Source organism: Priestia sp. HNGD-A6 (genome assembly GCF_045784335.1).
GTDB classification, from domain to species: domain Bacteria; phylum Bacillota; class Bacilli; order Bacillales; family Bacillaceae_H; genus Priestia; species Priestia zanthoxyli.
In genome coordinates, this window is record NZ_CP138621.1 from 2,134,123 (window position 1) to 2,158,111 (window position 23,989).

The window sequence follows — 23,989 nt, forward strand, 5'->3', positions numbered from 1 at the left end:
CCGATTACTCAGCAAATACTTTTTCAATTCGTTCAATTGCCCAGTCTAACTCTTCTTTTGAAATCGTTAACGGCGGAGCAAAACGAATAACCGTACTGTGCGTTTCTTTACAAAGCAAACCTTGGTCTTTTAATTTTTCACAATAAGGACGAGCCTCTTCGTGTAATTCTACCCCGATGAATAGACCGCGGCCGCGCACTTCTTTCACAACTGGATTGCTTAAGCTTTGGAGCTTCTGTTTGAAATAAGAACCTAATTCTAATGAACGCGCTGGAAGTTCCTCGTCTTCAATTACTTCCAAAGCAGCTAATGATACGGCACAAGCAAGCGGGTTTCCGCCAAACGTTGAACCATGAGAACCAGGGTTAAAGACACTTAAAATGTCTTCGTTAGCAACTACGCAAGAGATAGGGAAAACTCCTCCTCCAAGCGCTTTACCTAAAATCAGCATATCTGGTTCTACGCCTTCCCAATCACAAGCAAACATTTTGCCTGTACGCGCTAAGCCGACTTGGATTTCGTCCGCAATAAATAACACATTATGTTCTTTACATAAGTCAGCTGCAGCTTTTAAGAAGCCTTCTGGAGGTAAAACGATACCTGCTTCGCCTTGAATTGGCTCAATTAAAAATGCGGCCGTATTTGGTGTAATAGCGGCTTTTAACGCTTCTAAATCACCGTAAGGAATCGTTTGAAGCCCTGGAAGCATCGGTCCAAAACCACGTTGATATTCTGCTTCGGATGATAATGAAACAGCTGTCATTGTACGACCGTGGAAGTTGCCCACACATGCGATGATTTGTGCTTGATTTTCAGCAACACCTTTCACATCGTAAGCCCAGCGGCGTGCAGCTTTAATGGCTGTTTCAACCGCTTCTGCTCCCGTATTCATTGGAAGAGCCATATTTTTATTTGTTAATTTACAAATCTTTTCATACCATGGACCAAGCTGATCATTATGAAACGCTCGTGACGTTAACGTTACTTTATCAGCTTGACGTTTTAATGCTTCAATAATTTTCGGATGACGATGTCCTTGGTTAACAGCGGAATACGCGCTTAGCATATCCATATATTTATTATTTTCTGGATCGTGTACCCATACGCCTTCTGCTTTTTCAATTACAATCGGCAGCGGATGATAGTTATGTGCCCCAAACTTTTCTGTTTGCTCAATAATTTTCACCGTTTTTTGTGTTTCAGTTGTCATATTTATTCCTCCTTATTTTCCAATTAGAATGTTTCAGATGTTGTTTTTGCTTGCATGTGAAGAACTAGATAATCCGGTCCCCCTGCTTTTGAATCCGTTCCTGACATATTAAATCCGCCAAAAGGCTGGTACCCTACAATCGCTCCTGTACATCCTCTGTTAAAATACAGGTTTCCAACATGGAACTCTTCACGGGCGCGTTCAATATGCTCGCGGTTATTTGATAATAAAGCGCCTGTTAATGCATATTCTGTATTGTTTGCAATCTCCATCATATGATCAAAATCTCGTGCTTTAGAGAATGCTACTACCGGACCAAAAATTTCTTCTTTCATGAGACGAGCTTTTTCATCTACATCCGCAAAAATAGTTGGCTGAATAAAGTATCCAGTTGAATTGTCTGCTTCTCCTCCCGCAACGAGACGCCCTTCTTCTTTTCCAATTTCAATATACGACAATACTTTATTGTACGAAGCCTCGTGAATAACAGGTCCCATATAAGTCGAAACTTCTTCCGGGTTGCCAACAGTTAATGTTTTTGTTAGCGCAACTGCTTTTTCAAGCACTTCATCATATACATCTTGATGCACAACAGCACGAGAACCTGCGGAGCACTTTTGCCCTGCAAAACCAAATGCAGAATATACGATTGAAGAAGCTGCTAAATCAAGATCAGCATCTTTGTCTACAACCACCGTGTCTTTTCCGCCCATTTCAGCTATAACACGTTTTAGCCATTTTTGCCCCGGCTGTACTTTTGCTGCTCTTTCGTAAATGCGGCAACCCACTGCACGCGAGCCGGTAAATGAAACAAAGCGTGTTTTTGGATGTTCCACTAAGTAGTCACCAATTTCAGGTGTAGCACCAGGAATAAAGTTTAATACGCCTTTTGGTAATCCTGCTTCTTCCATTACTTCTACAAATTTCGCTGCTACTACAGGAGTGGCATCAGCTGGTTTTAATAAAATCGTATTTCCGGTTACAATAGCTGCTACTGCGGTTCCAGCCATAATAGCTAACGGGAAGTTAAATGGTGAAATAATAATACCTACGCCAAGCGGAATATAATTGTACTGATTATACTCACCGTCTCGGCTCTGTACTGGGGAACCGTCTTTTAATGTCAGGACTTGACGTGCATAGTACTCTAAAAAATCAATTGCTTCTGCTGTATCAGCATCTGCTTCGTTCCAAGGCTTTCCTGCTTCTTTTACAAGATAACTGGAAAATTCATGCTTTCTTCGACGAATGATGGCCGCTGCGCGGAAAAGAATATCTGCTCGGTGTTCTACTTTCCACTTTTTCCACGTTTCAAAAGCTTTTAGAGCTGACTGCATTGCTTGCTCTGCTAGATCTTTATTTACTGTAGATACATATCCAATTACTTCTTTTATGTTTGCTGGGTTAACAGACGTAATTTTCTCTTCGGTCTCCACTTTTTCACCGTTGATTACAAGTGGATACGTCTTGCCAAGCTGTGTATTCACATATGTTAATGCTTCTTGAAATGCCTGTTTATTGTTTTCGTCCTTAAAATTTGTAAATGGTTCATGAGAATAAGAAACTACCATGATATATGCCTCCTAGTATGCAAATCTTTGTTTACTTTATAGTTATGCAAATAGCGTGCCAACTTTTAATAAAACTTTACAGCCTCTTTATCATCAAGGCTTTCACTACTTATATCATTCTTTCTTTTTGATAAAAGAAAAAATAATTGGCATATGTATATTTTTTCGGCACTTAAAACGCCAAATATTTTTGCGCAAAGAGGATGTTGAGACATACCTAAATCAATTCAATCTAAAAACGAAAAAATCCGAACGAGTTTGATTCTCCATCAAGAATCAAACTCGTTCGGATCTTCCTTCAACTACACTACTTTTGTCTCAGCCTCTTTCTATTTGTGTATTACGTTATCTTTTCGTTATTTGAATGGTTTTGCAGGACTGTCTTTTAATCATTTTGTGAGGAACGCGCACTTGTTCTGCAACAGCATATGGCGTTTCAATCTGCTTAATCAAGCAGCTTACAGCCTGATAACCAAGTTCAAAAATATTAATATCAATTGATGTAAGAGCTGGTCTAGCCATTTCAGCGATTAAGACATTATTAAAACTGACAATAGAGATGTCTTCAGGAACCGAAATTCCCATTTCATCCAATGTATTTAAAACACCTAATGCCATTAAGTCATCTGCTACTACTAGAGCCGTTGGACGTTCTTTTAGAGATAAAAGTTCGCAAACAGCTTCTTTTCCTCCCTTCTGTAGAAATTCTTCATGAATCACATACTCATCCCGGTAAGGAATGTTTGCTTTTTGAATCGCTTTATCATAGCCTGTTAAACGGTCAATGGTAACGACTAATTCAAGACTTCCACCAATAAAAGCAATACGCTCATGACCAGATTCAATTAAATATTCCGTCGCTTCTTTTCCAGCTTTAAAATTGTCGTTATCAACAAACGTGATGCTTTCACTATGCTTAAACGGCTTTCCAATAACTACAAACGGAACGCTCTGTTCTTGCAAATAAGAAAGTACTTGATCATCCACTTTGGAGTACAGCAAAATTAATCCATCCACTCGTCTTCCCTGTACCATTTGAACAACTTCTGCAAAAATCTCTTCTTCCGTTTCTCCAGTGGACATATAAATCGCTCTTTTGTTTTCGTGAGCTCCGGTGCTGATTCCTCTTAGCACTTCTGGGAAGAATGGATTTTGAAACACCTTGTCTGCTGAGCTCGGCATCACTAGGCCGACTGCCTCTGTCGTTTGATTTGCTAGACTTCGCGCAATAATATTTGGGTGATAACCAAGTTCTTTCATAGCCGATCGCACGCGCTGTTTTGTTTTTTCACTAATTCTTGAGCTGTCTGCAATGACGCGAGATACCGTCGAAGGGGCTACATTTGCTAAATTTGCCACATCTTTTATTGTTACACCCATAATTCCACCTCTTAATTATGTTTTCTTCATTACTACTTATCCAATATAGTTTGACAACTACGACCCGCTGTCCTTTTTATGAGATTGAGAAATTTTCTTTTCTTTTCTTCTTTTTGACGATGCTTTGTACAAAAAGATGCCAAATCCCGTATAAACAGCGGCAACCGCTGCGATATATCCTATATTGAGCCCTGACTTTTTCACTACTTTATATACATTTGTCGTCTCAGGCTCCAATGAAATGTTGTATACATCGTCAACTGGTCGTATAATTCCTTCCGTTATTAACCCTCTTAGTTCATTTTCTTTTCCAACTTTTTTAAGCGGGACATTAATGGCTGACGTTTCCTTTGTATTATTAATCACCACAAACGTCGTTTCGTCCTTATACCTTCTCTTGTATACGGCCACACCTTTTTGCTCAGACACAATGGTAAAGCTTCCTTTTCGAAGAGAAGGCGATTTCGCTCTAAGTTCAGCCAGTTTTTTTAAATGATCTATAATATCGGGATTAGCTAAAAAATTCATCATGCCATAATTTTCTGCTCCCTTTCCCCCATTCAGCGCAATTTCTGTTCCATAAAAAACGATCGGTACACTCGGCGAAGTATAAAGGTAGGAAAGCCCTTGCTTTGTTCGGGCTCCAGGATGGTTTTCACTCTTTAATGCTTTTGCTGTAAAACGTGTGCTATGAACATCATCTAAAAAATTGGCTAAAGGCAAATTACTTCCTTTTTCCCACTTGTCATACAACATTTTCTGCGGACGATTAGTACCGCTAAACGTAGCAGCAGTGGCTTCGGCTAGCGTTCTATCTACAAGCAAATCCATTCCTAATGAATCAGCCTGCTCACTTTTTTTTAATGAATGCCCGTTTATTTCTCCTATTAATAGAAAGGAAGGATCCATGCTTTTTAACGTCTGAGAAAAAGATGAAATAAATGCAGAAGGAGCTTGATCGATATCTTTAACGTAATATCCGTCAATATCTGCTTGTTTGCTCCACCAGGCAGCATTTTTAATAAGGTATTTCTGCACGGCGCTTTCTTTTAAGTTAAGGTGAGGCAATGCTTTAATTACTTCGTTATCCGTACCGGATTCATTACTTATCCATGTTTGTTTTCCTTTATCTGCTATCCAGGTATGATTGTTACTGATTGTCAAAGGAAATTCGACCATAATTTTTATATTGCGCTCATGTGCTTTCTTCACAAGATTTCGTAAGTCTTTTAACGTTCCAAAATGATCGTCTATTTTATAATGGTCGGTCACCGCATATCCATGATAGCCTGTCTCATCATTTTCCATAAAAGGAGTCAATAAAACAGCGGTAAATCCCATCTCTTGAATATAGTCTAACTTTTGTGCTACTCCCTGTAAATCGCCTCCATAATAGGCATCTGAGCGTTCATAGTTAACATTTCGATCATTCTGTTCACTTCCGTTATAAAAACGGTTAATCATCAATGAGTATATCACCTCATCACGTATATCTTTATGATCTTGCGCTGAGGCGCTGCTTCCAAAAAGCAATAATAGTATAAGTAGCATACTTGTCCTTTTCCATTTCATCTATTCCCCTCCTATAGACGAACTGTTTCAAACTCACTTTTGTTTCCATTATAACGTTAACGCTTACATTATTGTTAAATAAGTTGATAAAAACAAAAAAAGTGATTAAAAGTTTTTACTTTTAATCACTTTTTTCTATCTATATACTGCTATATCGTCTCATTTACGTTCGATATATGAGGTTTATCCGATACTTTACCCACTTTATTTAATCGATCAATCAATCCAACACCAAATTCAGGATGAAGATTGCCGTCTCCTGTCGCTACAAAACTTTCACGAAATTCGTATGCGGATGAACCGTGTTCAGCAAAATCTAAACCAGCAATTTCTTCTTCGCTTGATACTCGAATGGAAGAAAAACGCGTGAGAACAAATAAGAATAACCCAACCGTTCCAATTGTCCAACCCATCACAGCTATAATTCCAAGAGCTTGAATACCTAATAGCTGTACGCCGCCACCATAAAATAAACCGTTAGCTGTATCAAACAGCCCCACTGCTAACGTCCCCCAAATACCGCAAATTCCATGAACAGTAATAGCGCCAACTGGATCGTCTAACTTCATTTTGCTATCGATAAAATGCACAGCTTCTACTAGAATAATTCCTGCAATCAGCCCAATGACGATCGCACCCGGGATCGATACGTTTGCTGTTCCAGCTGTAATCCCTACAAGTCCAGCTAAGGCACCGTTTAATGTTAAGCTAGCGTCAATACGTTTGTAGCGAAACTTTGTGTATAAAGCAGAAGACAGGACTCCGCATGACCCAGACATTAATGTTGTTGCAATGATTCCCGGGACAAGAGCAGGATCGGCTGCTAATGTACTTCCTCCATTAAATCCAAACCAGCCAAACCAGAGGATAAATACACCTAATGCGCCAAGCGGAATGTTATGCCCTTGAATAGCATTGACTTTTCCATCGCTTCCATACTTTCCTAGACGTGCTCCCAGAAAAGTAACTGCTACAGCCGCACCAAGAGCCCCAGTCAAATGAACAACTGTCGATCCTGCAAAATCTACGAAGCCTAGTTTGGACAACCACCCTCCTCCCCATACCCAGTGACCTACAACTGGATAAATCACAGCTACCATCGCAATCGTGAGCATCATATAGCTGGATAGTTTCATACGTTCCGCTACCGCTCCTGAAATAATCGTAGCGCACGTTGCTGCGAAAACAATTTGGAAGACAAAAAAGCTCATTTGATCGCTTTCTCCATTTAAAAAGAAACCGCTTGAACCGATAAACCCTCCTTTTGAATTTCCAAACATAAGGGCAAAACCAATCACAAAATACAATACGGAAGATACAGCTACCGTTAGCATATTTTTCATTAAGATATTAAGCGAATTTTTCGAACGAGTGAAGCCTGTTTCAACCATCGCAAACCCTGCGTGCATTAAAAACACAAGCACTGCCCCAAACATTACCCACATCATGTCAATTGATGCACTGACTGATTCGACAGTTGGATCAGCTGCATTAACGCGTGTTTCCGCCAACAAACTAATAAACAAAACCGCACTAATTTTCTTTTTCAACGCTTAACTCCCCCTCTATTCAAATAACACTCTCTTTTTATAAAATAGCCTCTACACCTGCTTCTCCTGTTCTAATTCGTACAGCATCCTCTACCGGATAGACAAAAACCTTTCCGTCGCCTATTTGGTTCGTAGAACAAATTGATTGAATGATCTTAATGACTTCATCAACTTGTTCTGCTTCTAAAATCATTTCTACCTTGACTTTAGGTACTAGTTTGATTTCAAAACTTTGTCCCCTGAACAGTCCCTGCTCTCCTTTTTGCTGACCGCAGCCTGCCACTTCTGAGACTGTTAATCCGTTTATTCCTACTTCCTCTAATTTTACGCGCAGTGCTTGAAATTTTTCTGGACGAATGATAGCTTCCACTTTTTTCATTGTAACCCCTCTTTCATGTTAGTTTTATTAACATTTAATGTTATATATATTATCATATAGATAATTTTCTGAATATTCAAGTTAATACGTGATAAGAATGAGACTTTTTTCTTATTTACATAATAGTTAACGCTTTCATATCTCTTCAAAAAAAAGTAACGCAAAGGAAAAGTAGCTCCTTTGCGTTACCCCGTAGAAATAGATGTCATAATTTGCTTTTTCACTTGACTTGTGACAAAATGCTTTTCTGTAAATACTTCATAATGTTCTTTTCGAATTTTATCAAGAATTGCTCGGTATAAATGCGCCGCTCCTGTAAGAGGTAAACGAGAAGCCACGGGATATTTATGAATCGACTGAAGCCCTTTTATATAATACATTTCTGCTTCTTTGGCCAGGTGCTCCCACATTTCTATAAATTCAGAAGTGACCCACCGGTTCTCTAATAGCGTGCGCGTATATCCGTAAGAATTCATAAGGTCTTTCGGTAAATAAATGCGCCCTCGCTCTAAGTCTTCCCCCACGTCTCTTAAAATGTTGGTCAGCTGCATCGCAATGCCTAACGCAACTGCTTCTTCTTCTAATTCTTTATGAGTAGTTGGAGCTAAAATCGGTAAAAGCATTAACCCTACCGTACTCGCTACATGATAGGAGTATGTTTTCACTTCATCAAGCGTATCGTATTCTTTTTTTACTAAATCCATTCGCTGACCGGTAATCATATCGTCAAATGCTTGAACATTCATTTCATATTGTTCAAATACATTGCGCAGAGCTACCCACATGGCGCTTTCGTTTAATAGTTCTCCATTTTTAAACCGAGCAAATTCTCCTTCGAATTGCTGCAGCTCTATTTCAGGATTACTTCCTTCATCTACAATATCATCGACTTGACGGCAAAATGCATATACCGCCCATACTGCCTTTCTTTGTTTTGACGGCAGCATGGAAAAAGCTTTGTAAAACGTTTTTGAGTTTTCTTTAATAATTTCTTCACACTGAGTGTACGCTTTGTCTAACGAAATGTTCATCATATAGGACCCCTTTCTCTATTAAAGGATAAACCATCATTTCCTTATGGCTTCACAAGATCTTAAGAGAGCTTTGCAACCGTTTGAATAGACGATTGTTCAATAAGATGATCAGCCAACATTTTTGCTCCTTGCATAACAATTGGCACGCCTCCGCCTGGATGTATAGATGCTCCCACCGCAAAAACATTTTTATATTCGTACGGCTGGTACTGAGGTCTGAATACGCCTGACTGAAACAGCTCAGGAGCAATACCAAAGCTTCCGCCTTCGTAAAGTCCAAATGCTTGAGCATCATTTGGCGTGCGTACTTTTACCCATTCTATTTCTTTACGCAGCTCCCCAAACCCTTTTTCTTCCAAAGTTCGAATGATTCCATCAACAAAATCTTGCTGATTGCTCCAATCAATGTGGCCACCTGATGGAACCGGTACAAGTGCATATAGCACACTTTTTCCTTCGGGAGCTAGGGATGGATCAATAACAGAGGGATTAAATGTATAAATAGCGGGATCTTCAGGAATCGTTTTATGCTTAAACACTGCTTCCATATGTTTAGCCAAATCATTGCCCATAAAGTATTGATGCACATTGTGATGATCATATTTTCTCTTCAAACCAAGATAAAGCAGCAGACAGCTGGACGAAGGCACATACTTCTTTTCTTTTTTTTGAGCAATTTTCGCCATATTAGGAAAGTCGCCATTTAAAATCACTTGATCAAATGGGTGAAGTTTTTCGTCAACAATAACCCCTTCTGTCTTGTCTCCTGATATAGAAAGCTCTTGAACCACCTTATTCAAATGAATGCTTACACCTTGCTCTATCAGCGCCTTTTCAAGAAGTGGCACAAGACTTGCGTATCCCCCTTTTACGTAATAGATGCCATGAGCATGCTCACTGTAAGGAACAAGGGAATAAATAGCTGGTGCCGAATAAGGATTCCCTCCAATATAGAGAGATTGCAGCGAGTAGGCATCTACTAGACGTTCATCATGGAAATACGTTGAAACAAATTTTCTCATTGATTTATTTGCATTCATTTTTTTTAATGCCTTAATGTTTTGCCATGTCCAAAAATCTCGTTTATTTACAAATGTTTTTTCCAAAAATGCATTACTTCCTAATTCAAATCGCTTTTTTAATTCAGTCATAAAACGCCGGTAGTTTTGCTCTTCGCCTGGAAACAAACGGCTAATCTCCTCTAACTGATCTTTTTCAGTCGCTTTTTTTGTATAGGTCGTACCGTCTGGAAAATGAATATCATAAAGTGGATCACAGCGTATTAGTTCATATTGAGAAGCAGAAATGCCCGCTTCATCTAAAATACGTTCAAGCATTAAAGGCAGCAAGACAATCGTGGGACCTTCATCAATTTTATAACCGTCTTTTTCTACAAACGCCAGCCGGCCGCCCAGCTTGTTTTCTTTTTCGAAAATATCAACAGAAAAACCTCGTTTGCTTAATAACAAAGCGGTAATTAAACCGCCTATGCCGCCTCCAACAATTGCTGTTCTCATAATGCACTCTCCATTTCCTTCATGGTTTTAAACGGCTCATTCAGTAATTGTCCGTCTCTTTTTAAGATGAGCTTTGTCGTAATGCGGGATGATTCTAGAATAGTTGGTAGACCGCTCCCTGGATGAGTTCCTCCTCCAACTAGCCAGCAATTTTCTAATTCTTCAAATTTATTATGCGGACGCAGTACCATCATTTGAGTGAGCTGATGTCCAAGGTTAAATGTCGCTCCTTTATAGACCAGCACGTCTTCTTCCCACTGCTTTGGTGAAATGATTTTTTCAACTTCAATATGACTCTCTAAATCTTTGAAACCCGTTTTCTTTTCTACAATTTTTAATACTGCATCTCGAAAAGCTTTTTGTTTTTCATCCCAGTTTACACCGCTGAAATTATTTGGAACCGGCGCTAAAATATAAAGAGCAGACTTTCCTTCTGGTGCTAAAGTTGGGTCTGTTACACTTGGGTTTTGAATGTAGATGGAAGGGTCTTCTGAAAGAGCTAACGTTTTTGTGATCTCTTCTACATTTTTTTTATAATCTTCAGCGAACACAATCGTGTGATGAGGCAGATCTTTGTACTGTTTGTCTATGCCTAGATAAATCATAAAAGTGGAACAAGAGTATTTTTTCTTTTCAAGTTTTTTAACTGCATATTTTTTAAGCGTACCTTCATCTATTAAATTCGTCATGGCATGAGCAAAATCTCCATTGATAATGACGTCGTCTGCCCCTATTCGCTCTCCATTTTCTAGAATAATTCCTTTTACTCTCTTATTTTCAATCCATAGTTTTTGAACACCTTGGTTTAAGTGGATGTGCCCTTGATGTTCTTCCACTACTTTTGCCATTGCTTGAGATAGCTGATTTACTCCTCCTATCGGATGGAAGATACCGTAGGCATGTTCCATAAACGATAAAATAGAAAAGGCTCCTGGACATTCCCAAGGGGACATTCCCAAGTACTTCGATTGAAAAGTAAAAGCTAATTTCAATTTCTCATCAGTGAAATACTTGCCAAGTACATCATAGAGCGTTTTACCTAAGGATAAATGCGGCAGTGCTCGAATTGCTTCAGGCTTTAAATAGTGATGAAAACGATCCATCTGCCCTTGCAATAAAGGCAGCAAAGCCGCCATCTTTGCTTCGGTGTCTTTCATAAAGCGCTCATAGCCTTCCCCGTTTCCTGGGTATAAACGTTCGATTTCTTCTTTCATCTTTTTATGGTTATCCGTCATCTGAATCTGTGCATCATCAAAGATAAGCTCATACATGAGATTTAGACGTTTTAAGTCCATATAGTCATGCGCATTGCGATTAGCAGCTTGAAATAATTCTTCAAAAATCTGTGGCATGCTCAAAAATGTAGGGCCCATATCAAACGTATAACCTGACATTTTAATCGCTGAATTTCGCCCGCCCACGTATCCTTGCTTTTCATATACATCTACTTTATAGCCATGACTTGCTAGCAGCATTGCTGCCGCTAGTCCTCCTGGACCTGCTCCAATCACGATTACGTTTTTTTGCATACATACACTCCTAATCCTATACAATAGTTATACAAACATTATACAAAGCTTTATTATTAAACACAACGATAAACTGCTTGTCTTTATTCGAATCATAAAATTACCAATAACTAAACCATGAAAATATGACGTTTGTACCATTTTTCCAGGGTTTCAGTACACTTTCCCTTTATTCGGTGCTTTCAAGCTTTTATTTTATATCTATGTAAAGTTATACAAAAATAGACTGCGGTCTTCTTCTCTACTTAAACGTATAAAAAAGAGAAATGGATGACTGATTTCATAAAAAAACCCTCTGTACTGAGAGGGTCCTGTCATTCAACAATTTGAATATTATTGTGAGTAAACCAGACGTGAATTTGAGCTAGATGAGCTAGCAGCTGAGGCCCTGTCATTAATTGACCAAACCACGGCGCTTTAAATCCTTCTCCGCCTGTATCAATAATATGCTTTAACTGCTGCTTATCAAAAAATTCATAAAGAGGTGACTGTTTATCTTGTAAAAGAGATTGAAGCCATACAGTTACAGCTTTTGTATAAGCTGGGTTATGCGTTTTAGGGTAAGGGCTTTTCTTGCGATAAAGAACGTCATGAGGCAAAATTCCTTCAAGCGCTTTGCGTAAAATCCCCTTCTCTTTATTGCCCGTCATTTTCATCTCCCATGGAATATTCCATGCATATTCCACAAGGCGATGATCTGCAAAAGGTACGCGTACTTCTAAGCTCGCTCCCATGCTCATACGATCTTTACGATCTAATAAAGTTGTCATAAACCAAACCTGATTTAAATAAAACAGCTTTCTCCGCTGCGCATCTTCTAACGATTCACCTTCTAATTCAGGCACTTCCTTTAACGTTTCTTCATATCTTGCACGTACATAATCTTCTAACTGTAATTTCTTTCTCCATGAACTTTGCAGCAAATCAATTCGAGCATCTAATGAGCGCATCCACGGGAAAGTATCCGAAGACAAATCGTGTTTTCGGTGAAACCACGGATATCCTCCAAAAATTTCATCTGCACATTCTCCTGATAAGCTCACGACAAAATCTTGTTTGATTTCACGGCAAAACCAAAGCAACGATGAATCTACATCAGCCATTCCAGGAAGATCTCTCACCTCTACAGCCTCTGTTAAATGCTGCACAAGGTCCTCCGTTGAAATAATGCAGCGATGATGATTTGTTTGAAACGTATCGGACATGAGCTTGATATAAGTTCCATCAGAATTTGGCTGAAACTCATTTGCTTTAAAAAATTTATCATTGTCTTCATAGTCGATAGAATACGTATGAAGGGAGCCCTTGCCGCTTTCTTTGAACGCATTTGCAGCAATTGCTGTAATGGCGCTTGAGTCCACTCCACCTGATAAAAATGTACAAACCGGGACATCCGACACTAGCTGTCTTACAATCGCGTCTTGCACTAAAAATTTAACTTTTTCTGTTGTTTCAGCTAAATTATCTGTATGCTGCTCACTTTTTACGTTCCAGTATCGCCAAATCTTCAATCCGTTACGCGTAAGCGTGAGCGCGTGAGCCGGGCGTAATTCATTTATGTTTTTAAATACGCCGTGGCCGGGAGATCGAGAAGGTCCTAAGCCAAACACTTCTGCTAATCCATCTAATCCTACTTCTGCTTTTACCTCAGGATGAGCTAATATCGCCTTTAATTCCGATGCAAATTGAATTCCACCTTCATAAGATCGATAGAATAAGGGCTTCACTCCCATTCTGTCGCGTGCTATAAATAACTTTTCATTGGCTTCATCCCAGATCGAAAAAGCAAAGATACCGTTAAAATGATCTACGCATGATTCTTTCCATTCTATATAAGATGTTAGAAGTACTTCCGTATCTGAATGTCCCTGAAATTGATAACCTCTTTTTAGTAATTCTTTCCGAATATCTTCCGTGTTGTAAAGCTCTCCATTATAGCAAAGCGTGTAGAGCTGTTCATTTTTTTCTCGCGTCATCGGCTGTCTTCCGCCTTGAGGATCTACTACAACTAAGCGTTTGTGCCCAAAAGCAACATGCTGCTGTGTCCATACGTTGGTGTCATCAGGACCTCTTTTCGATAAAGTGTCAGCCATTTTTGTTATTGTTGCTGTTTCATTTAAAAGCGATCGCTTTAAATCGACCCAACCCGTTATACCACACATCGTTTATCATCCTTTCTTTCACGCTCTTGTTTATGAATGAAATAATGCCATTGTATGCACGCAGTAGTTACAGTTGAATTGTCCTTATATTTTATTTTTACTTTTCAGTTATAAAGAGAGCTTTTTTAGGCAATAAAAAAATATGGATAAATTTCACACGGAGGTTTGATTATGAATCATTATTCTAAACAACAAGCTATGAACAATCAGCCGCGTTCCTTCGTGATTGGTACGGTTGAATGTGTTGATTCACAGTGGATTTTCTTTGAAGATGAAAGTGACGAAGCTTCCATGCTTCATGAAGTAATGGATGAGACATTAGAACTTCTTATTGATACACGCTGGGAAAAAGCCATTATGGTTGATGACCGTCAAATAAAGCTTCACGATGGAACGTATTTATTGCGAAATGGGGATAAGCTAAGACTGACTAAAAAGCTACCTTATGCATACGAACAGCTTCTTCAATCACTACCGAAAGAGACCTTTTTATCATTCACTCAGCACTTAAATTCATTAAAATTCTCTCTTTATGATTGTATTTACTGTCACAACACATTATGTTTTTTACCGACAGACGGTGATACAAAAGGTGCTAATTTTATCATTTATGACAATGAGGAAAAAATTTGTGCCGTTCAGCATTTATTCGAACGAGGCACGCATTACCTAGACCGATTTGAATATACCGTTAACGATGGAGAACGTTCAATGAATCTTTTTTTAGATTAAAGCAAAAGAAAAGAGTTTGAGACATAACTTCATCAACCTAATCTAAAAAGAAAAAATTGGATATATGAGTTCGTATTGATTGCTTTTAAACCGCTATTGGTTTCCGTGCAAGGCTTCGCTTTCCGCGGGCGGCCGATGAGCCTCCTCGTCGCTTACGCTCCTGCGGGGTCTCACCTGTGCCACTTTTCCCGCAGGAGTCTTCGCCTTGCCCTCCAATCAACAGCTAGAAGCACCTACACGCATTAAATTTACTTTCACCATGACAACGAAAAAAAAAACCGAAGTATTAATCAAAATTCTGATTAATACTTCGGTTTTTTTTGAACTAAAATACTCTTGCCCTATCCTCTTTTCTTATCCTAGTACGACATATCCGTAATAGAATACTAAGATAAGCGCAATTACAAGAACTGCCCAAGCAACGCCTGTACGTTTTCTTTTTTCAGTACGAACAAGGACCATTTCCATTCCCACAAGCACTAACACTCCGGCAATTCCTTTAATGAGCGCTGCGCCTTGAAAATGGTACCAAGCTGCTAACATATGCAGACCTGATACTAATACTAATAAGTATAGAAGTCTCGCCACCATATGTAGGATTTTTTGACCTTTAGCTTTACCTGCTCGATGTAAAATCAACGAAACCACAAACGAGATAATCAATAATGTCCAAAGCGTTACATGAATATGTAGTGGAGCCATTCATCTCACGTCCTTTCTGAAAATATCATATCATGAAAACCTTTCCTTCACCAATAATATAAGGAAGGAAAAGGATTTTTAGCGGCTGCGTCCATATGTAGCATACCGAATGAGTTTTTCAAGCGGTCCATCTGAAAATAGGCTCATCCATATCCAGCTTCCCAGCAGTTGAATAAAAATGATAATCCCCGCAATAGCCAATCCTTCTACAATTGAAATATGTCCGTAGTATCCTAACCCATATGAGTAAAAAAGGAATGTACATACAATGGACTGGACAATATAGTTAGTTAAAATCATTCTCCCCAAAAAGGCAAATGGCTGCATGATTTTTCGAATAGATACACTTCGCATAGCCAATGTGACCAACGTTACAACAAAAATTGCTCCTGCCGTTCCTCCGATTGTATCGTGGATATAGGATGTAGCTACATTGTGATCTAAAGCATACGGCAGTACGGATGATACTGTATACGCGATAAATGAAATAAGGCAAAGCCACTTTGTCTCCACTATATATTCTTCTATTCCTTCGAACCAATCGCTTTTCGCCATAAAACCGCCTAATAAAAACAGTGGAAATAGCGATAAAAACAGAAAAGGAACCGTATTTAAATTATAAGCGTAGTACCAATCCAGCAAGCGCTGATGAAATATTGACGCAAAACTTCCGTGTCCATATACTTGAAGAGCTTGGTCAATAATAGGCTGGTGAATTCCCGCTGCTGTCTCTCCTTCATTAGCAAAAGCCGCTACCGTTAAAATAACAATCATAATCACAGCGTAAATACTAAATATTCCAGTTCCCCATGCTAATAACACTTCTTTCTTTGCTTCTTGGAAAAACAGCATAATCAAAGCAAAGAAGCTGTATATCACAATCATATCACCGTGCCAAATAAATACAGCATGAATAGCTCCCACGAGAAGCAAAGCTGTCATTCTTCGTACATAAAAAGGAGTAAAGCTTACTTGCCTTTCGTATGTACGCTGAAACATTTTCATAAAACCAAATCCAAACAAAATAGCAAGCAGCGCGTACCCTGTCTGCCCTACTACTATATCAACTAATCCATTAGCAACATAACTCATTCTTGAACCATTCATCAAATTATTGTCGTAATAGGCAGCAGGCGAATAAAAATCGGGCATGTTCATCAGCAAAATACCAATAAGCGCAATTCCTTTTAATATATCCGCTGCTTCAATACGCTGTTCTTTATCAGTCGCGTTCATTTTGAAACGTTTCATTCTTTCACACCTTACATGCTTTCATTATTGCTTTCACATTATATCGAACATAAAAGTTTTTCTTCAATGTTTACTATTTCCATTCCTCTCTTTAATGTTTTACTTACTCTTTGCATATAGATAAGGAAAAAGCATTAATCACCTTTTTGTCTAGGCTTCATATGCTGTTACTAGACTAAATTAAAAGGGTGTTTGCCTATGCCTGCCATTGTTGGTGTTGTTAATCTTAACAGTGTTGGTTCAGCCAGCGTCTTTCATATTGGAGATGTTTATACAATAGCCCCTATTTCTACTGCTAAAACATTTGCTGGCGCAGGTTCGTTTAATACAGGCGACGGATTATATGTTGTGAATCAGCAGAGCTCAACGAATACGTCGGACAATGACGTAAATGATCAAAATGTCGCTGGAAATCTCTAATAGAAATGAAGCTCATACAGGAGGATGCTTATGAACTTTTATGTAAATCAAAGTATCTGTATTCAAAGTATGAAAATCAGTGCCGTAAGTAACTCTTCGGTACTTCAAATTGGAAGCGTAGGTGTTATTAAACCGAACTCAAATCTCTTTAATACAGGAGGGTTTACAGGCGCTGCACCTACTGAAACAAAAAAAGGCATTCTTGGATCTGTTTCTCCCTCTACCTTTACTCCCGGAACCGGTGCTGGCACTGCACCCGCTCCTTTTTCACAGTCGTTAACTCCCCCAGCTCGAGACAACGACTGACATGTTACAACCTTCATCGCCATATGTATATATATAACTATTTTCTTTATCGGGAGATAAGGGAATCGAGGTGATTGAAGGTGGATAACATGGACTATATTCAGCAGGTATATCAGTATGTTCAGCAAATGTCTTCGTATATTCAGCAGCAAGAAGGACGCATTGCTCAGCTTGAAAAAAACGTACAAGAACTTCAGAAAAAAATAAAAGAGTTAGGTGAACAGCCACCTATTAAAATTGATAAAATTGAATATAAATTTGAACAGTTAAAAATTGATTCTTTAGATGGAACATTAAATATTGGATTGAACCCTCTTACACCCGATAATTTAGAAGATATCATTATTAATGAGAAACCAGAAGTAACGTTTCCGCAAGGAGCTCAGCCACAAGGTCAGCCGCCTCAAGGTGAGCAGCCGGGACAACCCGGAGGTCCTGGACCGCAAAATCCCAGCTTAAAACCATTGGATCGCCAGCTAGAAAAGCAGTGGGTCTCTGATATTCATGAAACGATTTTAAATGAGCTTAATCAATATGGCTTTTCTATGGTTCAACATGTGCTTGATGAGCGCTCGATGATGATTGATGAATCGTACTACGAGTTTATTTTAGAAGATATTAAAAAGCAGCTGCAGCAGCGGATTACTTTTTATATACAGCAAGTTCAGCCGGAGGAAATGGAACGGAATTTTGAACAAATTAAACCGCAAATTATCGGTAAACTTTATGAAGATATGAAAAAAGGAATTGACGCATTTTTAACGTATTTACCTGAATCCTTAAAGAAAGGTGGACCCCCTTCATGAACTTTAACGTTGTAAACCGTGAATTGCTTGTTGGAGACGTTAGTATTACAGGCGTATCTTCTTCTTCTCTTTTTTTAATTGGTGATGCAAATTATATCTCTCTATCTTCAACATTTGATACGCCAGCGGAATCTTTGATTATCGGTCCTTATGTTCCACTATCGTTATCATAAAGGAGCTTATGTATGCTTTCACGCACATCTTCTGTTAATTATATAGAAATTAATTCCTTGTCAGCGAGCTCTTTTTGCCAAATTGGAGATTCAACAGAAATTCACCTACTTAATAAAGCGTTAGCTGATCGGAGACAGTATCCGTTTTTCTACGGCAGAGAAGGCAATTTTGATGATTATGCTATCTTTAGTGAGCCTATTCCCCATGGCGACTACGAACCTATTCCCGTTCAAACATGGAATGAAATACCTTTGATACGCGTTAACAGAATTGATATAAAAGGATGTTCATTTTCATCAGTTATTCATGTGGGCTCAACGTGCAATGTGTATGCAGAAGCTCGCATTAAGCATATTCGTGAACTAATCAACGATGAACCTTCACAGGAAGCTGAAGCCGGAACATCGAAAAAAGCTGCCTCAGCACCTAGCGGCAGTGAGTGAACCTTTTAAGAAGCTGCTCATATACTAAACTAATATCACGAAAAAAAGGGTGTGAACCTCATGCCAGCAATAATTGGACCCGTTAGTATCACGAGCGTCGGAGGCGGTGTCGTAACGTTTGGAGATACGTTTTATGTTTCTCCAAAAAGCGCTGCTAAAACAGCCTCAGGCTCCGGTTCTTTAAATACAGGTAACTTTGTTAATACCAATAACGGCATTTCAGGAACAAATACGTTAGATCCAGATTTATTCGATCAAAATATAGCGGCAAACGCTTAAAAAAACCCCTTATCTTTGCTATTAAAGCGGATAAGGGGTTTTTTATTCACCTGGATTTTCGGCTGTTTGATTTTTTGGTTTTAGGTAATTTAGAAGAAGGCTGTTTACGAATCCATTTAATAAAGGAGCTAATTTTAGAATCAGCTTGTAATAAAGAAATCGTATTAAGACGAATGGCTAATTCATCATTTGTGTATAACGCATGAATTTGTTTATGACACGGAATACATAAGTTTGCCGTCGGTTCAAACGCTCCGCCCATTTCCTTTGGCGTTAAATGATGTACGGTCGTCAAGACATCCTGCCTTCCGCATAATTCGCATGTTCCTATTCGCCTGTCTTTTTTCTTCATATAGATTTCCTTCCCTATAAAGTTTCTACTCTTACACTAGTTCCTTTGCCAGAAGGCTCGGACGGCTCAACAATCAAACGTTTTGGCAGACGAGCACGAAGTTCTTGTACGTGACTGATGACTCCAATTGATAAATTATTGGACTGAAGCTTTTCAAGCGCCGTAACCACGGTATCAAGAAGCTCTCCATCAAGCGTTCCAAATCCTTCATCTAAAAAGAAAAACTGCAGTGGATATTCTCCTCTTAGCTGTATTTGTGCAGATAATGAAAGGGCCAGAGCGAGGGAAGTTAAAAATGTTTCCCCTCCCGATAAAGTTGAAACCGGACGTTTTACGCCTCCATTTGCATCATCTCTCATGATAAAGCCGCCTTGTGAATCAACTTCAATCGCATAGCGCTGACGTGTTAATATACCCAGACGCTCTGAAGCATCTCGGCTAACGGACATCAGCTGTTCTTCAGCAATATATTCGACGAAAGCATTTCCTTTAAATACTGTTTGAAGCTTTTGATACTGTTCAAATAACGCTTGTTTTTCTTCACGGTCCTGTTCAAGCACTAAAAATCGCTCATGCCGTTCTTTGACGCTTTTTAACGTTTGCTCAGCTGCTCCCTTGAGCTGAACGGCTTCTTTTACAGCGGCTTTTATATCATGAAGCAGCTGCTGAGTTTCTTCAAATTGCTGCTCTTCTATGGACTGGTGATTCAGCTGGATATTTAACTGTTCAATTGATGACTTCATCTGTTTTATGTTGTCCCAATAAGCCTGAACAGTTTCATCCAACAATTTCATCTCATCATGTGATAACAAAGCTTGCTGAACTTCTTTTTCTTCGCTGAATAAAGAATTCCCTATCGCTTCTTCCCATTTTCCAGCTGCTTTTTTATACTGGATATGAGCTGTTTCTAGAGATTCGCTCGCTGCTTTTTCATCCATTTGCAGCGTTTGATACGCTTTTTGAACAGTTTGCCAATGTTGATACGCCTGCTGTTCATTCGTCTCTAACTCCGCAAGTAAGTGAACTGTTTTTTGCAGCGCTCGTTCAATATCTTCTTGATCTGTAAGCGTACGCAAGCGTTCAATTTGCGAGTGAACAAGAGATTGTTTATGAGACAGCATTGCTTTTAATTCTGTAAATTCTTTTTCGCCCGCATATTTTTCTTCTTTTAGACGTTCGATTTTCTTTTGCTGATTTTCAAAAAATACGCTGCTTTTTTCAATTCGAGCCTTTATTGTCTGCTCTTCTTTTTCTCGCTCGTTTAGCTGTTCATTAATTTTTTCCATCTCTTCAAATACAAAGGAAGGATAATCTTGTTGAAAAGCTTCTCTTCCTGCTTGTAACGCTTGTTTTTGCTGAGTGACTTTTCTTTCCAATTCAGCTTGTTCTTTTTGATAATGAGCAAGCTCTAATTCAATCTTTTCAAGACTTTGCTGGACCTTTTGTACCTGCCCGAGAATTGCATGCTGTTTTTCGCCTACCTGCAAATAATCCTGCTCAAGAGATTTAATTTCAACTTCTATTTTCTTAGCATACTGACCAAAGGCATCTGTACCCATTTCTCCTAAAGCAGGAACTTGGCCAGCTTCATTCATAAACCCAGCTAAATCAGGTATTTTTTCAACAAGAGGTTTAGCAAGCTGTTCAAGCTGCATTTTAAGCGACGAATAGCTAAATCGCTGTTCACGCAACTGATTGACTTGATCTTCGAACTGATCCGCTGATTCTACTGTACCATCTTCTTCTTTTTGGTTTAACACGGGGTTAGGATGATGCTCAGAGCCACAAACTGGACAAGGCTCTCCTTTAGTCAGCTGCTCAGCTAATTGATGAGCCAGACGATGTGACCATTCTTTTTCCTTGCGTCTTTTTAGATCACTCATTAAATGATCCGCTTGTTGAAAAAGCTGCTGAAACTCTTTTTCCCGCTCACATACAGTGTGATACAAGCCTTGAATATCCGAAAATAACTCTTTACTTCGTTCTATTGTTTGCTGATATCTCTCTTGGTGTGTTTGTTTTTGTGTATGCAAATGTTGAAGCTGTTCCGCTTTTTCTTTATACGTTTTTTGGCCTTCATCTAGATTTTTTTTATCATTATTCCATACTTGATAACGGTAGAATGCTTGCTGAACAGCCTGCCGATAATCAGGTTGAATCTCCACTTTTGTTAATGCTTCTTTTAACTCTTTTTGAAGGTTCAGACCCTGCTGATACCGCTTATCCGCTTCTATTAATTCATCATTTTTCGTTTGAAGTGCCTGCTGCTTTTGCTGAAGAGAAACTTCCGCTTCTTTTACTTCTTGCTGCCCATCTTTAATTTGTTTTTGAAGATCAGAAGCTTGTTGAAGCTGTTCTTTTTGAACAACTAATTTGGGCTGCTGTTCATTTTTTTGTAAGCGAGCCTGCTCATATAAGCTATTCGATCGCTTATATTCCTCACTTTGCTGAACAATTTGCACTTTTAATTTTTCTACTTTATCTTTATAAAGCTTCTGCTGTTTTTCAGCTTGTTCAAATGTTTCTAAATAAGGAAAAAGACGCTCTGCCTGCTGCGCTTTCGTCAGCAAATCTTGCTTTTGTTTAATCTCCTCTTCCTGCTTAGAAGCATGCACTAGTTTTTCTTCTAACAGTGTTTTTTCCTGCTGCGCTTTCCAAAGAGACGCCTGCTGATCGTATCGTTCCTGCAAATCAGCCGCTTCTTTTTCTCGTTTTTCCAAAAGTACAATGCTATCACTTACAAGCTGCTCGGCTTCTGTTACTTTCTCTGTTGAAGCTTCACCTAATCCCGTTTGTTCTGCCGTGATTTTATCTAGGTCTGTTTTTAGCTGCTGAACTTGATAGCGTATTTTCTTACTAAGCTGATCTCCGTACTGCTCGAGATTAAAAAGACGCTGAAGCATTTGACGGCGTTCCGTCCCTTTTAACGATAAAAACTCTGCAAATTTTCCTTGTGGTAATACAACAGCTCTTGTAAAATCATCAATTGTTAAACCAAGAAGTTCCTGTACCTGCTGGTTTACATCATTTGTTTTATCCGCTAATACGTACGTTTCATCTTCGATTTCAATCAATCGACTGGAAGCTGATTTCACACGCAGCTCATCTGTCCGTTTAAAGCTTCGTTCAACAGTATAGCGTTTTTTATGACTCGCGTTTTCCAGCTCGAACGTAAACGATACTTTCAGTTCATTTTCCCCGTGATTTAAAATTCCTTGTGTATTATTGGCTGCACGCTCTACTTTTCCGTATAAAGCTAGTGTAATGGCATCCAAAATGGAGGATTTCCCGCTTCCAGTAGGACCAAATATTCCAAACACACCGCCTGAACACAGCGCTTCAAAGTCGACAGTTTGTTTTTCTCTAAAACTGTGAAGCCCCGAAACGGTCAAGTTAATAGGTTTCATTTTTCATCCTCCTTTCCCGATACTTCTTCATCGTTAATCAAGGTTAAAAACAGTTTGACTAACTCATCATCAGGTGCCCCTCCGCCGGTTTGCCTGCTGTAGAACTTTGTAAACAGTTCTTCGATCGGCACTTCGCGCTGTGAACGTGTTTCATGTGCTAGTTCTTCTGCTTTGAATACCGGACGAATATGAATAAAGCCTGGATGAAGCTTGCGAAGTCGATGGATTTCTTCTAGTGAAAGTGCATCTTCTACGTGAACTTCTAAATCAACCCATGCCTGCGTATCTTTTTGCTCATCAAGCCACGTATATACTTCTGCCAATCCGTTTTTTGCTTTCCAACGTGTCAAAGGCTTTCCGCTAGATAATGGAATTTCCGTCATTTCAACCTCTTTTCCTGGCTGAGCATCTAAAATGGTCACGGACTTTGCGTACCCTGACTCTGAAAAGCTATAGGCAAGAGGTGACCCAGAATATCTTGCAAGGGTGTTGGCGCGATTGATCATTTGCGGGCGATGCAAATGTCCTAGAGCTACATATTGAGCATTAGCAGGCAAACTAGTTGCCGCCACCGTATAAGCTCCTCCTACTTCAATTGGACGTTCTGAGTCCGTTGAACTTCCGCCTGCTACGTAAATATGACTCATGGCAATATTAACGGTATCTGTTGTGAACTGCTCACTCATTTTATCAAAAATACCTTTTACTCTGGCATCATATGAGTTTCGAAGAGCCAGCTCATCATTTTCTTCTGCTAACAGTTCCTTTAACCTTGATTCAGATGGGTAAGGAAGAGCCGCAACCTTTAATATTTCATCTGATGTAGGAATGTGAATGCTTTCTACATGGGTAGTAGGCAAACCAAGAAGCGTAATATTTTGATGAACAGCTAATGGAGAAGCCGCCGACAGCCGATCTGGGTTGTCATGATTACCTGCAATAACAATAATCGGACGTTTTCCATTGTTGCTCAACCTAGACATACTTTCGTAAAAAAGCTGCTCTGCCGCTGCTGGAGGGTTAACCGTATCAAAGGCATCTCCCGCCATGAGAATAGCATCTATCTTTTCTTCTTCCACAATGTCTGCCAGTTCATCTAAAAACTGTGCTTGCTCAGCTAGACGGCTTCGACCTTCTAACGTTCGCCCCAAATGCCAATCCGCTGTATGTAATAAACGCATGTTACTCTCTCCTTATTGGTGAAAAAGAAGAA

The 23,989-nt window shown here is 39.2% G+C and carries 23 protein-coding genes; 7 read left to right on the plus strand and 16 right to left on the minus strand.

Annotated elements, in window-relative coordinates:
* Positions 1-4 precede the first annotated feature (4 nt).
* From SCI76_RS10710 to asnB, 10 genes are all read right to left on the minus strand, one after another.
* Positions 5-1,210, minus strand: coding sequence for an ornithine--oxo-acid transaminase (locus tag SCI76_RS10710; RefSeq protein ID WP_028412399.1), 1,206 nt, complete (start codon positions 1,208-1,210; stop codon positions 5-7).
* A 23-nt stretch (positions 1,211-1,233) separates the two neighbouring features.
* On the minus strand, positions 1,234-2,781 hold the full coding sequence (gene pruA, locus SCI76_RS10715; RefSeq protein WP_407545186.1) for an L-glutamate gamma-semialdehyde dehydrogenase: 1,548 nt from the start codon (positions 2,779-2,781) through the stop codon (positions 1,234-1,236).
* A 345-nt stretch (positions 2,782-3,126) separates the two neighbouring features.
* Positions 3,127-4,161, minus strand: a complete 1,035-nt coding sequence (locus tag SCI76_RS10720; RefSeq protein WP_048021947.1) for a LacI family DNA-binding transcriptional regulator — start codon at positions 4,159-4,161, stop codon at positions 3,127-3,129.
* A 57-nt stretch (positions 4,162-4,218) separates the two neighbouring features.
* Entirely contained in the window at positions 4,219-5,733 is a 1,515-nt protein-coding gene (locus SCI76_RS10725) for an alpha-amylase family glycosyl hydrolase (protein WP_407545187.1), read from the minus strand.
* A 149-nt stretch (positions 5,734-5,882) separates the two neighbouring features.
* Positions 5,883-7,283 carry an ammonium transporter gene (locus tag SCI76_RS10730; protein ID WP_048021944.1) on the minus strand — a complete coding sequence of 467 codons (1,401 nt, stop codon included), beginning with the start codon at positions 7,281-7,283 and terminating at the stop codon, positions 5,883-5,885.
* A 37-nt stretch (positions 7,284-7,320) separates the two neighbouring features.
* Positions 7,321-7,662 carry a P-II family nitrogen regulator gene (locus SCI76_RS10735; RefSeq protein ID WP_028412404.1) on the minus strand — a complete coding sequence of 114 codons (342 nt, stop codon included), beginning with the start codon at positions 7,660-7,662 and terminating at the stop codon, positions 7,321-7,323.
* 185 nt (positions 7,663-7,847) lie between these two features.
* Positions 7,848-8,696 carry a phytoene/squalene synthase family protein gene (locus SCI76_RS10740; protein ID WP_034267741.1) on the minus strand — a complete coding sequence of 283 codons (849 nt, stop codon included), beginning with the start codon at positions 8,694-8,696 and terminating at the stop codon, positions 7,848-7,850.
* A 59-nt stretch (positions 8,697-8,755) separates the two neighbouring features.
* Entirely contained in the window at positions 8,756-10,213 is a 1,458-nt protein-coding gene (locus SCI76_RS10745) for an NAD(P)/FAD-dependent oxidoreductase (RefSeq protein ID WP_028412406.1), read from the minus strand.
* Positions 10,210-11,742, minus strand: coding sequence for an NAD(P)/FAD-dependent oxidoreductase (locus SCI76_RS10750; RefSeq protein ID WP_034267744.1), 1,533 nt, complete (start codon positions 11,740-11,742; stop codon positions 10,210-10,212). The genes SCI76_RS10745 and SCI76_RS10750 overlap by 4 nt, the downstream gene beginning before the upstream one ends.
* 314 nt (positions 11,743-12,056) lie before the next feature.
* Complete coding sequence (gene asnB / locus SCI76_RS10755; RefSeq protein ID WP_028412408.1) at positions 12,057-13,904, minus strand: asparagine synthase (glutamine-hydrolyzing); 1,848 nt, start codon at positions 13,902-13,904, stop codon at positions 12,057-12,059.
* Between the two features lie 171 nt (positions 13,905-14,075).
* On the opposite strand from asnB, the gene SCI76_RS10760 reads away from it, so the two are divergent.
* Positions 14,076-14,636 carry a DUF2777 domain-containing protein gene (locus SCI76_RS10760; RefSeq protein WP_033578020.1) on the plus strand — a complete coding sequence of 187 codons (561 nt, stop codon included), beginning with the start codon at positions 14,076-14,078 and terminating at the stop codon, positions 14,634-14,636.
* Positions 14,637-14,721: 85 nt separating this feature from the next.
* On the opposite strand, the gene SCI76_RS10765 is transcribed toward SCI76_RS10760, so the two are convergent.
* The 3 genes from SCI76_RS10765 to SCI76_RS10775 form a co-directional block, all read right to left on the minus strand.
* Complete coding sequence (locus SCI76_RS10765; RefSeq protein ID WP_255293414.1) at positions 14,722-14,856, minus strand: hypothetical protein; 135 nt, start codon at positions 14,854-14,856, stop codon at positions 14,722-14,724.
* 134 nt (positions 14,857-14,990) lie between these two features.
* A complete protein-coding gene (locus SCI76_RS10770) occupies positions 14,991-15,338 on the minus strand; it encodes a DUF1516 family protein (RefSeq protein ID WP_013055360.1) in 348 nt (115 codons plus the stop codon).
* 78 nt (positions 15,339-15,416) lie between these two features.
* Positions 15,417-16,589 carry a DUF418 domain-containing protein gene (locus SCI76_RS10775; RefSeq protein ID WP_328175357.1) on the minus strand — a complete coding sequence of 391 codons (1,173 nt, stop codon included), beginning with the start codon at positions 16,587-16,589 and terminating at the stop codon, positions 15,417-15,419.
* A 198-nt stretch (positions 16,590-16,787) separates the two neighbouring features.
* Here SCI76_RS10775 and SCI76_RS10780 point away from each other — a divergent pair, with 198 nt between their 5' ends.
* The 6 genes from SCI76_RS10780 to SCI76_RS10805 all read left to right on the plus strand — a co-directional run bounded on the left by SCI76_RS10780 (position 16,788) and on the right by SCI76_RS10805 (position 19,017).
* Positions 16,788-17,009: a spore germination protein gene (locus SCI76_RS10780; protein WP_013055358.1), complete on the plus strand. Its 222-nt coding sequence runs from the start codon at positions 16,788-16,790 to the stop codon at positions 17,007-17,009.
* A 30-nt stretch (positions 17,010-17,039) separates the two neighbouring features.
* The gene (locus SCI76_RS10785) at positions 17,040-17,315 is read left to right on the plus strand and encodes a spore germination protein GerPB (RefSeq protein ID WP_029324687.1); all 276 of its coding nucleotides are present in this window, start codon (positions 17,040-17,042) and stop codon (positions 17,313-17,315) included.
* A gap of 89 nt (positions 17,316-17,404) precedes the next feature.
* Positions 17,405-18,121 (plus strand): spore germination protein GerPC, encoded by a 717-nt coding sequence (gene gerPC / locus SCI76_RS10790; protein WP_048021936.1) that lies wholly within the window; start codon positions 17,405-17,407, stop codon positions 18,119-18,121.
* Positions 18,118-18,294: a hypothetical protein gene (locus tag SCI76_RS10795; RefSeq protein ID WP_013055355.1), complete on the plus strand. Its 177-nt coding sequence runs from the start codon at positions 18,118-18,120 to the stop codon at positions 18,292-18,294. Before gerPC ends, SCI76_RS10795 begins: the two co-directional genes overlap by 4 nt.
* 12 nt (positions 18,295-18,306) lie before the next feature.
* Positions 18,307-18,738, plus strand: a complete 432-nt coding sequence (locus SCI76_RS10800) for a spore germination protein GerPE (protein WP_048021934.1) — start codon at positions 18,307-18,309, stop codon at positions 18,736-18,738.
* Between the two features lie 60 nt (positions 18,739-18,798).
* Positions 18,799-19,017 (plus strand): spore germination protein, encoded by a 219-nt coding sequence (locus SCI76_RS10805; protein ID WP_013055353.1) that lies wholly within the window; start codon positions 18,799-18,801, stop codon positions 19,015-19,017.
* Positions 19,018-19,063: 46 nt separating this feature from the next.
* Here the strand turns inward: SCI76_RS10805 and SCI76_RS10810 are convergent, their stop codons facing one another.
* From SCI76_RS10810 to SCI76_RS10820, 3 genes are read right to left on the minus strand one after another with little or no spacing between them, the layout of a single operon-like run.
* Positions 19,064-19,369: an HNH endonuclease gene (locus SCI76_RS10810; RefSeq protein ID WP_033578017.1), complete on the minus strand. Its 306-nt coding sequence runs from the start codon at positions 19,367-19,369 to the stop codon at positions 19,064-19,066.
* A gap of 14 nt (positions 19,370-19,383) precedes the next feature.
* Positions 19,384-22,776, minus strand: coding sequence for an SbcC/MukB-like Walker B domain-containing protein (locus tag SCI76_RS10815; protein WP_407545188.1), 3,393 nt, complete (start codon positions 22,774-22,776; stop codon positions 19,384-19,386).
* A complete protein-coding gene (locus SCI76_RS10820) occupies positions 22,773-23,957 on the minus strand; it encodes an exonuclease SbcCD subunit D (protein ID WP_407545189.1) in 1,185 nt (394 codons plus the stop codon). The genes SCI76_RS10815 and SCI76_RS10820 overlap by 4 nt, the downstream gene beginning before the upstream one ends.
* Positions 23,958-23,989 lie beyond the last annotated feature (32 nt).

Coding starts and splice junctions, on each gene's coding strand:
- SCI76_RS10760 (WP_033578020.1), top strand. CDS start 14,076: ATGAATCATTATTCTAAACAACAAGCTATGAACAATCAGCCGCGTTCC.
- SCI76_RS10750 (WP_034267744.1), bottom strand. CDS start 11,742: ATGCAAAAAAACGTAATCGTGATTGGAGCAGGTCCAGGAGGACTAGCG.
- SCI76_RS10770 (WP_013055360.1), bottom strand. CDS start 15,338: ATGGCTCCACTACATATTCATGTAACGCTTTGGACATTATTGATTATC.
- SCI76_RS10740 (WP_034267741.1), bottom strand. CDS start 8,696: ATGATGAACATTTCGTTAGACAAAGCGTACACTCAGTGTGAAGAAATT.
- SCI76_RS10800 (WP_048021934.1), top strand. CDS start 18,307: ATGCTTTCACGCACATCTTCTGTTAATTATATAGAAATTAATTCCTTG.
- SCI76_RS10725 (WP_407545187.1), bottom strand. CDS start 5,733: ATGAAATGGAAAAGGACAAGTATGCTACTTATACTATTATTGCTTTTT.
- SCI76_RS10710 (WP_028412399.1), bottom strand. CDS start 1,210: ATGACAACTGAAACACAAAAAACGGTGAAAATTATTGAGCAAACAGAA.
- SCI76_RS10775 (WP_328175357.1), bottom strand. CDS start 16,589: ATGAAACGTTTCAAAATGAACGCGACTGATAAAGAACAGCGTATTGAA.
- SCI76_RS10815 (WP_407545188.1), bottom strand. CDS start 22,776: ATGAAACCTATTAACTTGACCGTTTCGGGGCTTCACAGTTTTAGAGAA.
- SCI76_RS10735 (WP_028412404.1), bottom strand. CDS start 7,662: ATGAAAAAAGTGGAAGCTATCATTCGTCCAGAAAAATTTCAAGCACTG.
- SCI76_RS10745 (WP_028412406.1), bottom strand. CDS start 10,213: ATGAGAACAGCAATTGTTGGAGGCGGCATAGGCGGTTTAATTACCGCT.
- gerPC (WP_048021936.1), top strand. CDS start 17,405: ATGGACTATATTCAGCAGGTATATCAGTATGTTCAGCAAATGTCTTCG.
- pruA (WP_407545186.1), bottom strand. CDS start 2,781: ATGGTAGTTTCTTATTCTCATGAACCATTTACAAATTTTAAGGACGAA.
- SCI76_RS10785 (WP_029324687.1), top strand. CDS start 17,040: ATGAACTTTTATGTAAATCAAAGTATCTGTATTCAAAGTATGAAAATC.
- SCI76_RS10720 (WP_048021947.1), bottom strand. CDS start 4,161: ATGGGTGTAACAATAAAAGATGTGGCAAATTTAGCAAATGTAGCCCCT.
- SCI76_RS10820 (WP_407545189.1), bottom strand. CDS start 23,957: ATGCGTTTATTACATACAGCGGATTGGCATTTGGGGCGAACGTTAGAA.
- SCI76_RS10805 (WP_013055353.1), top strand. CDS start 18,799: ATGCCAGCAATAATTGGACCCGTTAGTATCACGAGCGTCGGAGGCGGT.
- SCI76_RS10810 (WP_033578017.1), bottom strand. CDS start 19,369: ATGAAGAAAAAAGACAGGCGAATAGGAACATGCGAATTATGCGGAAGG.
- asnB (WP_028412408.1), bottom strand. CDS start 13,904: ATGTGTGGTATAACGGGTTGGGTCGATTTAAAGCGATCGCTTTTAAAT.
- SCI76_RS10780 (WP_013055358.1), top strand. CDS start 16,788: ATGCCTGCCATTGTTGGTGTTGTTAATCTTAACAGTGTTGGTTCAGCC.
- SCI76_RS10795 (WP_013055355.1), top strand. CDS start 18,118: ATGAACTTTAACGTTGTAAACCGTGAATTGCTTGTTGGAGACGTTAGT.